Genomic DNA, 15,900 nt, shown 5'->3' with positions numbered 1-15,900 from the left:
GGTACCGCGGATATCGCCATCGGCGCACCGGTCGCCGGACGTGGCGCGGCGGTGCTCGACGACCTCGTCGGCATGTTCGTCAACACCCTCGTGCTGCGCTCCGATATCCAGGCGGCGCAGCCGTTCTCGGCCGTGCTGCGGCAGGTGCGCGAGGACGATCTCGCCGCTTTCGCCCATGCCGACATCCCGTTCGAGCGGCTGGTCGAGGTGCTCGACCCGCCTCGGTCGCAAGCTCACCACCCGCTGTTCCAGGTGGCGCTGTTCTACCAGAACCTGAATCCGGTGACGGTGGAACTGGGTGGGCTGACCGTCGGCGAGCTACGCCTCGACACCGCGGTGAATCCGTTCGACCTGCAGGTGACCGTCACCGATCGCGAGATCGGGTTCACCTATGCGACAGAACTTTTCGACGCCGCGACGATCGAGGGTCTGGCCGCGCGGTTCCTGCGGGTCATCGAGTCGGTCGTCGACGATCCGCATCGCGTCGTCGGGGATATCGACCTGTTCGCCGCCGGTGAGCGCGAGCGCGTCCTCACCGAGTGGAACGATTCGGCGCACCTCGGATTCGGCGCGGAACTGCTGCTCGACGAATTCGAAGCGCAGGCCGCGACCGCGCCGCAACTGCCCGCGATCCGCTACATCCCCGACGACGGGTCGGCGCCGACGGTTCTGACCTACGGCGAACTCGACAGCCGCAGCAACCGGCTCGCCCGCCACCTCATCGCCGCCGGGGTGGGCCCGGAATCAACGGTCGCGCTGTCGATTCGGCGCTCACCGGCGTTGGTGGTGGCGATGTACGCGGTGCTCAAGGCCGGCGGCGCGTACGTCCCGATCGATCCCGACCATCCGGCCCAGCGCATCGCCCACATCCTGGAGACGGCCCGGCCCGCGGTCCTGCTGACCACCGCGGATGCCGAGGTGGACTTCGAGGGCCCGACCGTCGCGGTCGACACCGTCGCCCTCGACACCTACCGCGACGACCCGATCGCGGTGAACGAACGCCACAGCCCGATGTACGCGGACCATCCGGCCTACGTGATCTTCACCTCGGGCTCGACCGGAAAACCCAAGGGCGTCACCGTCACCCATGCCGCGATCGTCAATCAGATGACGTGGATGCAGGCCGAATACCGGCTCACCGCCGCCGATGTGTACCTGCAGAAGACCGCGACCACCTTCGACGTCTCGCTGTGGGGCTATTTCCTGCCGTTGCGGATCGGCGCCACCCTGGTGCTGGCCGCTCCGGACGGCCACCGCGATCCGGGCTATCTGGCCGAGACCATCGCCGAATACGGCGTCACCGTCACCGATTTCGTGCCCTCGATGCTCAGCGTGTTCGCCGCGCAGGTCGGTTCGGCGCAGGTGCGGTCGCTGCGGCAGGTGTTCGTGATCGGTGAGGCGCTGCCCGCCGAGACGGCGCGGGCGTTCGGCGCGATCAGCTCGGCGCGGCTGCACAACCTGTACGGGCCCACCGAGGCGGCGGTCTCCATCACCTACCGGGATGTCACCGGGGTGACCGACCGCCCGGCCCTGCCGATCGGCCGGCCCGAATGGAACAGCCGCGTCTACGTGCTGGATTCGCGGCTGCGGCCCACCCCTCCGGGTGTGGCGGGCGAGCTGTATCTGGCCGGCACCCAGCTGGCGCGCGGCTACTACGGCCGCGCCGACCTGACCGCCGACCGGTTCGTCGCCAACCCGTTCACTGTCTCCGACGGGAACACTCCCGAGCACGGCTCCCGCATGTACCGCACCGGTGATCTGGTGCGCTGGGATGTCAGTGGCGAAACACCCGAGCTGATCTACCTCGGCCGCACCGACTTCCAGGTGAAGTTCCGCGGTCAGCGCATCGAACTCGGCGAGATCGAGGCGGTGCTCGCGGCGGTGCCCGGGGTCGCCGCGGCGGCCGTGCGAATCGTGGCGGCTCCGGGAGGCGACCACCTCATCGGTTTCGTCACCCCGGCCGGCGACGGCTCCGCCGCATCCGGCCTCGGCGACCGGGCACGCGACGCCGCCGTCGCGCAACTACCGGGGTACATGGTCCCGTCGGCCGTGGTGGTCCTGGACGCGTTCCCGCTCAACGCCTCCGGCAAGCTCGACCGCAGTGCATTGCCCGATGCCGGTGATCCGCGGGTCGCGGCGGTCTTCGGCGCCGGCGAGTACCGCGAGCCGAGCACACCCGCTGAGCGGCTGGTCGCCGAAACCTTCGCAGGGGTGCTCGGCATCGAACGGGTCGGCGCCGACGACGACTTCTTCGCCCTCGGTGGCAATTCGCTCGTCGCGACGCGGGTGCTGGCGCGGCTCGGCGAGCGCCACGGCCGTCGGGTCCCGGTGCGCATGCTGTTCGAACACCCGACCGCCGCCGGTCTGGCCGCCGCCATGATCGACGACATCGACGGCGCCGCACCGGAGCTGCCCGGTCCCGTCGCCACCGCCCGGCCCGATGTGGTTCCGCTGGCGCCGGTGCAGCAGGGCATGTGGTTCCTCAACCGCCTGGCTCCGGATTCGGCGGCCGACAATATCGCGGTCGCGGTCCGCATCCTCGGCGATCTCGACGAGGCGACCATGTACGGCGCCTTCACCGATGTGGTCGCCCGCCACGAGGCGCTGCGCACCTACTATCCGCTCGATGCCGAGGGCGAGGGCTGCCAGGCGGTGCTGGCTCCCGAACAGGCGCACATCGAGTTCGAGAGCCGGGCCGGCGCCGCGGCGGAGTCGATCGCGAACTTCGCCGGACGCGGTTTCGACGTGACCGCCGCACCACCGGTGCGGGCCCTGCTCATCCGCGAATCCGACACCAGCCACGTCTTCGTGGTGGTCGTCCATCACATCGCCGCGGACGGCTATTCGCTGAATCCGCTGCTGCGCGATCTGATCGCCGCCTATCTGGCCCGCCGCACGCGGACCGCGCCGAGCTGGCCGGACCTGCCCGTGCAGTATGCGGATTACGCACTGTGGCAACGGCAGTCGCTGGCCGCCGCCGAGACCGAACATCTGGACTTCTGGACCCGGACGCTGGCGGATCTGCCCGGCGAACTCGCCCTGCCCACCGACCGGCCGCGCCCGCCCGTGGCCTCGCGCCGGGGTGCGGTCGTGCGCGGACGCATCGACGGCGCCGTCGCCGGTGCGGTCCACCGCCTCGCCAAGGCGCACGGCGCGACCCCGTTCATGGTCTGGCACGCCGCCCTGACCGTGCTGCTGGGCCGGCTGTCCGGCGGTGACGACATCGCCATCGGCACCCCGGTCGCCGGACGTGGCGCCAGCGCACTGGACGAGCTGATCGGCATGTTCGTCAACACCCTGACGCTGCGGACGCAGCCGCGGGCCACCGACAGTTTCGATGCGGTGCTCGAGCACACCCGCGCCGCCGATCTGGCCGCGTTCGCCCATGCGGCGCTGCCGTTCGATCGCGTGGTCGACGCCCTGGGCGTGGCGCGCACGGCGGACCGCAACCCGCTGTTCACGGTGTCGCTGAGCTATCTCAACCTCGGTGCGCAGACCCACGCGGTGCCGGGCCTGATCCTGGAACCGGTCGAATTCGACAGTCCCGTGGCCAAATTCGATCTGCAGTTCACCGTGTCGGACGAACTCGACGCCGACGGGCATCTGCCGCTCGAACTCACCTATGCCACCGATCTGTACGATCCGGCCACCGCGGCGGGCCTGCTGCGGCGGTTGGGCCGGGTGATCGGCGCCGCCGTCGCCGAACCGCGGCGCGCCGTCGGCGATATCGACCTGCTGTCTCCGGCCGAACACGAGGCCCTGCTCGGCGCTCGGCCCACACCGTTCGTCGCCGCGCGCACACTCGCCGATTTCCTCACCGAGGCGGCCCGCCGCAACCCCACCGGTATCGCGCTGTGTGGCGACGGCCGGGATGTGACCTACGCGGAATTGGATGCCGAATCGAGCCGGCTGGCGCGCGTCCTGATCGAATCCGGTGTCGGCGCCGAGGATTTCGTCGCGATCGCGATCACGCGCTCCGTGCGGTGGGTGGTGGCCTGGTGGGCGGTGGCGAAGGCGGGTGCGGCGTTCCTGCCCGTCGATCCCGACTATCCGGCGGAGCGAATCGCCCATATGCTCACCGATTCCGGTGCGGCCGTGGGCATCACCACCGTCGCGGACGCCGCCGCGCTCCCGTCGACGGTGCGCACGCTCACCGTCGACGCGCCGGAACTCGCTGCCCGCCTGCGGAATACCTCGCCCGAGCCGATCGAGGCGCACGAACTGCTGCGCCCCGTCCGGTTGCAGAATCCGGCGTGGATGATCTACACCTCCGGCACGACCGGTAGGCCGAAGGGCGTCGTGGTGACCCACGGCGGTATCGGCGCGATCGTGGCCGCGCATCGCCGGCACTACCGGGTCGATTCCGGCGCGCGGGTGCTACACGCCTCCTCCCCGAGCTTCGACGCCTCGATGCTGGAACTGCTGATGGCCTTCGCGGGGTCGGCGACCGCCGTCATCGCGCCGGTCGGCGTCTACGGCGGCGACGAGCTGACGGAATTGATGGCAGCGCAGCGGGTTTCGCATGCCTTCATCACGCCCGCCGTGCTGCGGACCCTCGACCCCGCCGCCCTGCCGCGCCTGCGCCGGTTGACGGTCGGTGGCGAGGCCTACGGACCGGACCTGATGGCCCGCTGGGCCGCGGACCGCGAATTCCACAACACCTACGGCCCGACCGAAACCACCGTGTTCGCGACCGTGAGCGCGGTGAAGCGCCCGGGCGGCCCGTTGGATATGGGCGCCCCGATCGCCGGAATGTCGGCGGTGGTACTCGACGGGCGGCTGCGCCCGGTGCCGCTCGGCGTCACCGGTGAGCTGTATCTGCGCGGGCCCGGCCTGGCGCGCGGTTACCACGCGCGGCCGGCGCTGACGTCGGAGCGTTTCGTCGCCGATCCGCACGGTGCGCCGGGCGAGCGGCTCTACCGCACGGGCGATCTGGTGCGCTGGGTCGCACGCGGCGAGGACTACGTCGTCGAATACGTGGGCCGCTCCGACCATCAGGTGAAGGTGCGCGGCCTGCGCATCGAACTGGGCGAGATCGACGCGGTGCTGAGCGCGCACGAGTCGGTCGAATTCGCCGCCACCCTCGGCCATCTCGATGCGGCGGGGGAGACCTCACTGGTGGCCTACGTGGTCGCCGCACCCGGGCACATCGTCGAGGTGGACGACCTGGTGGCCCACGCCTCGCGCAGCCTCACCGCGTACATGGTTCCGGCCGCGATCATGGTCATCGACGAGATTCCGCTGACGCCGACCGGCAAACTGGACCGGAAGGCGTTGCCGGAGCCGGTTTTCCGGGTAGCGGAATTCCGCGCCCCGCGCACGGCCGCCGAAGCCACGGTCGCCGACATCGTGGCCGGGGTGCTCGGCCTCGGCGAATCCCGCCGCATCGGCCTCGACGACGACTTCTTCGCACTCGGTGGAAATTCGCTCACCGCAACCCGTTTGGCGGCGCGGCTGGGATCGGCATTCGACACGACGGTGCCGGTGCGCGCCGTCTTCGAACACCCCACGGTCGCCGCCCTGGCGGCCGCCGCGGCGGAGCCGGAGGGTGCGCCGGCCCGAGTGGCGCTCACCCCGCGCGCAGTCGACGGGCCGGTGCCGCTGTCGCTGGCGCAGCAGCGTATGTGGCTGCTCAACCGCATGGACGAGCACTCGGCCGCGTACACGATCCCGCTGGCCATGCGGTTGAGCGGTGAACTCGACGTGGCCGCGCTGACTGCCGCGTTCGCCGATGTGGTGGCCCGGCACGAGGTACTGCGCACGGTGTATCCGCAGACCGACGCCGGACCGGTGCAGGTGATCCTCCCGGTCGCCGACGCCCCCGCGCCGCGATTGGCGCCCGTGCCGCTGCGCGGCGCCGACATGCTCGGCGCTGTCTCCGAATTCGTCACCGAGCCGTTCGACGTGACGGCCGCGGTGCCGTTGCGGGCTCGGCTGTTCGTCGTCACCGACGCACCCGGCAGCGAGTACGTGCTGGTAGTGGCCGTCCACCACATCGCCGCCGACGGGTCGTCGCTGGTGCCACTGGCCCGCGACGTGATGACCGCCTACGCCGCCCGCCGCACCGGGACCGCGCCGGACTGGGCGCCGCTGCCGGTCCAGTACGCCGACTTCGCGCTCTGGCAGCGCGAGGTGCTCGGCTCCGAGGACGATCCGGAATCGGCGGCCGCCCGGCAGATCGGGTACTGGACGCGTGCGCTGGCGGGGTTGCCCGACCAGCTGGCGCTGCCGACCGACCGGCCGCGTCCGGCAACCGTTTCCACCGCCGGTGGCGTCGTGGATTTCACCGTGGACGCGGCGACACACACCCGGCTGGCCGCGATCGGGCGCACCCACGGCGCGACGCTGTTCATGGTGATGCACGCCGCCTTCGCGACGCTGCTGTCGCGGCTGTCGGCCTCGACGGATATCGCGATCGGCACCCCCATCGCCGGCCGTGGTGACCGGGCTCTCGACGAGCTGGTCGGCATGTTCGTCAACACCCTGGTGCTGCGCACCGAGGTCGATCCGGGCGCCGGCTTCGCCGAACTGCTCGCGGTCGTGCGCGACGGCGATCTGGCCGCCTTCTCCCATGCCGACATCCCGTTCGAGCGGCTGGTGGAGGTGCTGAACCCGGTCCGGTCGACCGCCCGGCATCCGCTGTTCCAGGTCGGATTCTCCTTCCACAACCAGGCCGCCGCGGAATTCGCGCTGGACGGCCTGACGGTGAGCGCGGCGGATGTGGATACCGCCGTCTCGCAGTTCGACCTGCATCTGGTGATCACCGACCGCTACGACGCATCCGGTGCGCCGCTCGGCATGGCCGCCTCCCTCACCTATGCCACCGCGCTGTTCGACGCCCCCACCGTGGCGGGCTTCGGTGAACGGCTGCTGCGGCTGCTGGAGGCGGTGTGTGCCGATCCGGCTCGGGCCGTCGGCTCGGTGGATCTGCTCGCGCCGCAGGAGCGGGTGCGGATCCTGCGGACCTGGAACGACACCGCCGAACCCCTCTGCGCGACAACGCTTCCCGCGCTGTGGAACGCGTCGGTGGAAGCCGCCGGTACCGCGCCCGCGCTGATCGTCGATCGCGACGGCGCCGGTGAACCGGTGAGCTATGCCGAATTGTCGGCGCAGGTCAACCGGCTCGCCCGGCATCTCATCGCGCTGGGCGTCGGCCCGGAGACCCGCGTGGCACTGGCCGTGCGCCGATCCCGGGAGCTGATCGTCGCCATGTACGCGGTTGGCGTCGCCGGTGGCGCGTATGTGCCGATCGACCCGGACCAGCCGGCCGAACGCGTCGACTACATCCTCTCGACCGCCGATCCGCTGTGTGTGCTGACCTCCTCGGATATCGCACCGACCCTGCGGGACCGGACGTTGCGGGTGGTGGACCTCGACCACGTGCCGGACCTGTCCGCCGCCCCGGTGACCGATCGGGACCGCCGCGCCCCGCTGCTGCCGCAACATCCGGCCTACGTCATCTTCACCTCCGGATCGACGGGCCGGCCCAAGGGCGTCACCGTCACCCACCAGGCGATCATCAACCAATTGCGCTGGAAGACAGCGACATTCGGTATGGGTGCCGACGACACGGTGTTGTTGAAGACCGCCGCCACCTTCGACCTCTCGGTCTGGGAGTTCTGGTCCGCCGCCGTCTGTGGCGGACGGCTGGTGGTCGCCGCCCCGGACGGCCATCGCGATCCCGCCTACCTCGACGAGCTGATGCGGCGCGAGCGAGTGACCACGCTGCACGTCGTCCCGTCGATGCTCGACGCGCTGCTCACCGCCTCCGCCGGCAGCCTGCCGCCCTCGCTGCGCCGCATCCTCGCCATCGGCGAGGCCTTGCCCGCCACCACCGCGCAGCGCGTGCGCCGCGCCGGTTCCGCCCGCCTGTACAACCTCTACGGCCCGACCGAGGCCGCGGTCTCCATCACCGTCCACGCGGTCGACGACACCGATACGGTGGCGGTTCCGATCGGTCGCCCGGAGACCAACAGCCGGGTGTACGTGCTGGATTCGCGGTTGCTGCCGGTGCCGGTGGGGGTGCCCGGTGAGCTGTATCTGGCCGGTGCGCAGCTGGCCCGCGGCTATGACGGGCGCGCCGATCTGACCGCGGAGCGGTTCGTGGCCGACCCGTTCGAACCCGGAGCGCGCATGTATCGCACCGGCGACGTGGTGGCCTGGAACGCGGCCGGCGAACTCGACTACCGCGGGCGCACCGATTTCCAGGTGAAGGTGCGCGGCTTCCGCATCGAACTCGGGGAGATCGAGGCGGCGCTGCTCGCGCTGCCGGCGCTCGCGCAGGCCGCCGTGCTGGCGGTATCCGATCCGCGCACCGCCGATCGGCTGGTCGCCTATCTCGTCCCGGCCGCCGGTGATCTCGATGTCGCCGGCGTGAAAAACGCCTTGGCTCAGACACTTCCGTCGTACATGGTGCCCGAGGCGTTCGTCGTCCTCGACGCGCTGCCGCTGACGGTGAACGGCAAACTGGACCGGGCCGCGCTGCCCCGGCCCGCCTTCGAGGCGACGGCCTATCGGGCCCCCGCCACTCCGGTGGAACAGACGATCGCCGATATCTACGCCGACGTGCTGGACGCGCCCCGGGTCGGCGCCGACGACGACTTCTTCGCCCTCGGCGGCAACTCGCTGCTGGCCACCCAGGTCTCCGCCCGCCTCGGCGCGGCCCTGGACGCCCGGATTCCGGTGCGGCTGCTGTTCGAGGCCTCGACCGTGGCGGCGCTCGCGGTCCGGGTGGACGGCCACATCGGCTCCGGCGGCCGCACGGCACTGACCGCCGGACCACGGCCCGAGGCGCTGCCGCTGTCGCTGGCGCAGCAGCGGATGTGGTTCCTCAACCAGTTCGAACCCGAATCCGCCGCCTACAACGTGCCCGCCGCGGTGCGACTGCGCGGTGAGCTGCGGGTCGACGCGTTGCGGCAGGCGGTGCTCGACGTGCTGGACCGGCACGAGGTGTTGCGCACCGTCTACCCGCAGACGTCTCACGGCGTCGTGCAGCACATCCTGCCCGCCTCGCAGGTGGGTGCGGACCTCACCCCGCGCCCGGTCGGCGCGGAGGAGGTCGCGGCGTGCATCGCCGAACTGGCCTCGACCGGGTTCGACGTGAGCGCCGAGGTGCCGATTCGGCTCGCGCTGCTGCGGATTTCGGCCGACGAGCATGTGCTGGTGTTCGTGGTGCATCACATCGCCACCGACGGCTGGTCGATGCGGCCCCTGACGCGCGATGTGATGCTGGCCTACGCCGCCCGCAGCGCCGGTGCGGCTCCGCGCTGGACGCCACTGCCGGTGCAGTACGCGGATTACGCGCTGTGGCAGCGGCAGGTGCTGGGCTCGGAAGACGATGAGCGGAGCCTGATCTCCACGCAGGCCCGCTACTGGCGCGAACGCCTGGCCGGCCTGCCGGACGAGGTGAATCTGCCCGCCGATCGCCCGCGGCCGGCCGTGCAGTCCGCCCGCGGCGGACGGGTGGTGTTCCCCCTCTCGGCGCAGCTGCGCGCGGATCTGGCCGAGCTGGGCCGGACCCACAACGCGACGTTGTTCATGGTGGTCCACGCCGCGTGGGCGCTGTTCGTGGCACGCATGGCCGGCACCGACGACGTCGCCGTCGGCACCCCGATCGCGGGCCGCGGCGAGGCCGAACTCGACGACGTGGTCGGCATGTTCGTCAACACCCTGGTGCTGCGCACCCGGGTACCGGGCGACGTGTCCTTCATCGAATTGCTCCGCAGCGCACGCGATACCGATGTGCAGGCGTTCGGACACGCCGATCTGCCCTTCGAGCGACTGGTCGAGCTGGTGAACCCGGAACGCTCCACGGCACGCCATCCGCTGTTCCAGGTGATGCTGACCTTCCAGAACCTGCCCCAGCGTGATGTCGAACTGCCCGGCCTGCGGGTCGAGGCCGTCGATTTCGATTTCGACGCCGAGCAATTCGATCTGTCGCTGACCGTGCAGGAGACCGGGGAGGGACTGCTCGCCGACCTCTCGTACGCGCGGGATCTGTTCGACCACACCACGGTCGAATCGTTCGCCCGGCGCTTCACCGGACTGCTCGCGGCCGTGGCCGCCACCCCCGAGCGGGCCGTCGGCGACCTGCCGCTGCTGTCGGCGCCGGAGTACGAGCAGTTCACCCGGATGGACGGCGGCCCGGTGCTCGCGGACGGCCTGCTGCCGGAGATCTTCACGCGCGGCCTGCGGCACGGCGCCGATCGGGTCGCGGTGCGCATCGACGGGCGATCGGTGACCTACGGAGAGCTCGATCGGCAGTCCTCGCAGCTGGCCCGGATGCTCATCGACGCGGGCGTCGGGCCGGAGCGGGCGGTGGCGATCGCGCTGCCGCGCTCCTACGAGATGATCGCCGCGGTCTGGGCGGTCGCGAAGGCCGGCGGCGCGTACGTGCCCGTCGATCCGAGCTATCCGCCGGATCGGGTGCGGCACATGGTGGCCGACTCCGCCGCCGTCATCGGCATCACCACAAGGGAATTCGCCGCAGACCTGCCGGCGGCCACCAGCTGGCTGTCGCTGGACGACGAGGCCACCGCGGCGGCCTGCGCGGGTCGCTCACACGATCCGATCACCGATGCCGACCGCATCCGTCCGCTGCGCCCGGACAACGCCGCCTACACCATCTACACCTCGGGTTCGACCGGTCTGCCCAAGGGTGTCACGGTCACGCACCGCCGGGTCGCGAATCTCGCCGCCCATGCCACCCGGCTGTGCCGGGTGCAGCCGCGGCACCGCTTCCTGCACGTCTGCTCGCCGAGTTTCGATCAGTCGCTGGAGGAGTGGCTGCTGACCTTCGGCAGCGGAGCCACACTGGTCATCGCGCCGCCGTCGGTGCTGGGCGGACAGGAACTCGCCGAGCTGCTGCGCGCCGAGCGGGTCACCCACACCATGATCACCCCGGCCATGCTGGCCACCGTCGATCCCTCCGGACTGCCGGACCTCGAGGTCGTCGGCGCCGGCGGCGACGCGACCACGCCGGAACTGCTGGCCAAGTGGCAGCCCGGCCGCCGCTTCGTCAACAGTTACGGCCCGACCGAGGCCACCATCTCCTCGGCCTACGCGGTTCTGGTCGCGGGCGCGCCGATCACCATCGGCACCCCGGTGCCGGGCACGACGACGCTCGTGCTCGACGCGCGGATGCAACCGGTGCCGCCCGGTGTCGCGGGTGAGCTGTACGTGGTGGGTGAGGCCCTGGCCCGCGGGTACCACGCCCGGGCGGGACTGAGCGCCGAACGTTTCGTCGCCTGTCCGTGGGGCACGCCGGGCACCCGGATGTATCGCACCGGCGACCTGGTCCGCTGGATCGTCGGCGGCACGGGCGAGTGGGAGCTGGAATATCTGGGCCGCACCGACTTCCAGGTCAAGGTGCGCGGCTTCCGCATCGAACTCGGGGAGATCGACGCGGTGCTCACCGGCCACGACGATGTCGATTTCGCGGTCACCCTGGGCCGCGAGACTCCGGCCGGTGCCACCGCACTGGTGTCGTATGTGCATGCGGTGCAGGGTCGTTCGGTCGATCCGCAGCAGCTGACCGCCTATGCCGCGCGCAGTCTGCCGTCGCATATGGTGCCGGCCGCGGTCGTCGTCCTGGATCGGGTGCCGCTCACCCCGGTGGGCAAGCTGGATCGGAAGGCCTTGCCGGAACCGCGGTTCCAGGCGCGCCCGTATCGCGAACCGGCCACGCCGCAACAGCGACTGGTCGCCGCGGTTCTGGCCGAGGCGCTCGGTGTGCCCAGGGTCGGCGCCGACGACGACTTCTTCGAACTCGGCGGCAATTCGCTCATCGCGACCCAGGTGGTCGCGCGCCTGGGTGCCCGGACCGCGACCCGGATCCCGGTGCGCACGGTGTTCGAGGCGCCGACGGTGCGCGCCCTGGCCGGACGGCTCGCCGCCCACGCCGGTACGGCGCGCGTCGAGCTCACCGCACGGCCCCGGCCGCCACGGATCCCGTTGTCGCCGGCACAGCAGCGGATATGGTTGCTCAACCGCATGGACCCCGCCTCCGCGGCCTACAACGTGCCGTTCGCGGTGCGCCTGACCGGTGCGGTGGACGCCGCCGCGCTCGAGCTCGCCTTCGCCGATGTGGTCGAACGACACGAGGTGCTGCGGACGGTCTATCCGCAGGCCGACGACGGTCCGTTCCAGCAGATCCTGACCGGCGCCGACGCCGAGTTCACGATCGGATCGGTGACGGCTGCCGAGGTGGAAGCCGAAGTCGCGCAGGTACTTTCGCGTCCGTTCGATGTCACCTGTGACATTCCGGTGCGAGCCGCGCTACTGCGGGTGACGGAGACGTCCGAGCACATCGTGGTGCTGTCGATGCACCACATCTGCGCCGACGGCGCCTCGGCCGCGCCGCTGGCCCGGGATCTGCTGAGCGCCTATGCCGCGCGCACGGCCGGTGCGGCGCCGCAGTGGTCCCCGCTGCCGGTGCAGTACGCCGATTACGCACTGTGGCAGCGCGAGGTGCTCGGCGCGGAAGACGGTCCGCGTTCCCTGGTCGCGGGTCAGCTCGCGCACTGGCGGACCGCCCTCGCGGACCTGCCCGAACAACTGGCCCTGCCCACGGACCGGCCGCGCCCGAAGGTGCAGTCGCTGCGCGGCCGGGCACTGACGTTCGAGATCGACGCCGAGCGGCATGCGGCCCTGCATCGATTGGCTCGCACCCGGCACGCCTCGCTGTTCATGGTGGTCCGCGCCGCGCTGTCGATCCTGCTGGCCCGGCTCGCCGCCACCGACGACGTCGCGGTCGGTGCGCCGATCGCGGGCCGGGGTGAGGCGGAACTCGACGACCTGGTCGGCATGTTCGTCAACACGCTGGTTCTGCGCGCCCGGGTCGCGCCGCAGGCATCGTTCGCGGAGCTGCTGGACCAGGTGCGCGAGACGGATCTGGCGGCCTTCGCCAACAGCGACGTGCCGTTCGAACGGCTGGTGGAACTGCTCGATCCGGACCGGTCGACGGCACGCCATCCCCTGTTCCAGGTGGGCCTGTCGTTCCAGAACCTGAATCGCGCACAGCTGCGGCTACCCGGCGTGACGGTGAGTGAACTCGATATCGACACGCGCACATCGCAATTCGATCTGCACTGGTATCTGACCGACACCTACGACGAGCAGGGCGCCCCGGCGGGCATCTCCGCCGCCGTCACCTACACCACCGACCTGTTCGACGCGGCCACGGTGCGGCGGTTCGTGCAGCGGTTCCTGCGGGTGATCGACCGGGTCGCCGCCGACGCCGAGGGCGCGATCGGCGATATCGACCTGTTGGACGACGCCGAGCGCACCCGCATGCTGGTCGGCTACAACGACACCGCCCGGGATCTGCCGCCGGTCTTCGGCAGCGACCATCCGCACACGCTGACCGCCCGGTTCGCGGCCGCGGTCACCACGCATCCGGAGGCGGTGGCGCTGGCCGAGGACCGCGCGGGAACCGCGGTGGCACAGCGGGTGCTGACCTATGCGGAATTCGATGCGCGGAGCAACCGGCTGGCGCGGTACCTGATCGGCCGGGGCATCGGCCCGGAGCAGCGGGTGGCGGTGGCGCTGCCGCGCTCGGTGGAACTGCTGGTCGCCGTCTACGCGGTGATCAAGGCCGGCGCCGCCTACGTGCCGATCGATCCGGACCAGCCGGACGAGCGCATTGGTCACATTCTCGATACCGCCGCGCCGGAATGTGTACTGGCACTGGACGGTTCGACGATCGACGGCGCGATCGACCTGGATCGGCTGGACCTCACGTGCTACAGCGCCGCCGCCGTCACCGACACGGACCGGGTGCGCCCGTTGCGGCCGGACAGCATCGCCTACGTGCTCTTCACCTCCGGCTCGACCGGGCGCCCGAAGGGAGTGGCGGTCAGCCACCGGGCGATCGTGAACCGGTTGGTATGGATGCAGTCGGAATACCGGCTCGGCGCCGACGATGTGGTGCTGCAGAAGACGCCCGTCACCTTCGACGTGTCGGTGTGGGAGTTGTTCTGGCCGTTGCAGATCGGCGCCCGGCTGGTGCTGGCCGCACCGCAGGGACATCGCGATCCCGACTATCTGGCCCGCCTGGTGGCGGCCGAATCGGTGACCACGGTGCACTTCGTGCCGTCGATGCTCGCGGTGTTCGTCGCGGCGTCGGGGGCCGGTGCGGGTACCTCGCTGCGGCGGGTCTTCGCCTCCGGTGAGGCGCTGCCGCCCGCGGTCGCGCAGCGGTTGCGGGCGCTGACCGGCGCCCGGTTGCACAACCTCTACGGGCCGACCGAGGCCGCGGTGGACGTGACCTACCACGAGGTCACCGATGCCGATGCCGATACCGCTACGGTGCCGATCGGCCGTCCGGTCTTCAATACCCGTGTCTACGTGCTGGATTCGCGCCTGCGACCGGTGCCGGCGGGTGTCACCGGCGAGCTGTATCTGGCCGGAACCCAGCTGGCGCGCGGATATCTCGCGCGTCCCGATCTGACCGCGGACCGGTTCGTGGCCGACCCCTTCCGGACGGGCGAGCGCATGTACCGCACCGGTGATCTGGTGCTGTGGAATGCCGACGGCGAACTGGAGTTCCGCGGCCGCTCCGACTTCCAGGTGAAGCTACGCGGATTGCGGATCGAGCCCGGGGAGATCGAGGCGGCGCTGGTCGCGCAGCCCGAGGTCGCCCAGGCCGTCGCCCTGGTCCGCGGCGACGACGGCATGGACCAGCAATTGGTGGCCTATGTGGTCGCCGCGGCCGGGCAGACCGTCGACACCGATCGGCTGCGTGCCGCACTCGCGCGGCAGCTGCCCGGGTATATGGTTCCGGCGGTCGTGGTCGTGCTCGACCACCTTCCGGTGAACGCGTCCGGCAAACTCGACCGCCGTGCGCTGCCGGCGCCGCCGCGCGCGATGCGCGAATTCCGCCCTCCGCGGACCGCGGCCGAGACGCTGGTGTGTGAGACGTTCGCGCAGGTGCTGGGTGTGCGGCGGTTCGGCCTGGAGGACAACTTCTTCGAATTCGGCGGCACCTCGCTGTCGGCGACCGTGCTCGCGGCGCGGCTGAGTGCCGCACTCGGACAACAGGTTCCGGTGCTGACGCTGTTCACCGCGCCGACGCCCGCGGCGGTGCTGGCCGAACTGGGCCGGGCCGCAGGCGGCATCGATCCCGCTGCCGCCTTCGACGTGCTGCTTCCGTTGCGGCGCAACGGTATCGGCGAGCCGCTGTTCTGTGTGCACCCCGTCGGTGGTGTCGCCTGGTCGTTCGCCGGCCTGGCCGCCTCGGTGGAGCGGCCGCTCTACGGTCTGCAATCGCCGGCGCTGAGCGGGGAGGACCTCCCCGGCACCGTCGAGCAGTGGGCGCGGCGTTATGTCGAGGCGATCCGCTCGGTGCAGCCGGAAGGGCCGTACTATCTGCTGGGCTGGTCGCTCGGCGGTGTGCTCGCCCACGCCGTCGCGGTGCGGCTGCAGGACGAGGGCGAGCGGGTCGAGCTGCTGGCCGTGATGGACAGCCGGCTCGGCGAGGCCGATCCCGACGAGTCCGAGCCTCTCGCGCTGCCGGAACTGCTGGGCGGGCTGCTGGGCGAGCGGATCGAGGAGTTCGGCGACGCCCTGCCGGACGATCGTGCCGCGCTGCTCGACATGCTGCCCGAACCGTTCGCGTCGCTGGGTCGGGATCGGATCACCGCGGTTCTCGACGCGGCGCTGGGATCGGTCGAGCTGGCCGCCGCCTATCGGCCCCGGATCTACCGAGGCGATCTGACGTACTTCGTCGCCGCCCACGACGCCTCGAGCGAGCCGGCCGCCGAGCAGTGGATACCGGCGGTCAGCGGAACGGTGTGGCGCCACCGGCTGCCCGCCACCCACTGGAGCATGACGTCCGCGGAATCGCTGCGACGCATCGGCGCGGTAGTGGGCGGACACTCGAACAACGGCGAAACAGACTGA

1 protein-coding gene (only partly in view) is annotated in these 15,900 nt (G+C 71.1%); it reads left to right on the top strand.

Going from position 1 to position 15,900, the window contains the following annotated elements; genetic code table 11:
• A protein-coding gene (locus NA3_RS18775) for a non-ribosomal peptide synthetase (RefSeq protein ID WP_062964900.1) crosses the window boundary here: on the top strand, positions 1-15,900 show its final stretch. The gene continues 15,921 nt to the left of window position 1, outside the view; only the last 15,900 of its 31,821 coding nucleotides appear in the window; its start codon lies beyond the left edge, outside the window; it ends in the stop codon at positions 15,898-15,900.

It is taken from the genome of Nocardia africana NBRC 100379, assembly GCF_001612635.1.
Taxonomy (GTDB): Bacteria; Actinomycetota; Actinomycetes; order Mycobacteriales; family Mycobacteriaceae; genus Nocardia; species Nocardia africana.
This window is presented reverse-complemented; position numbering and strand designations above follow the sequence as displayed.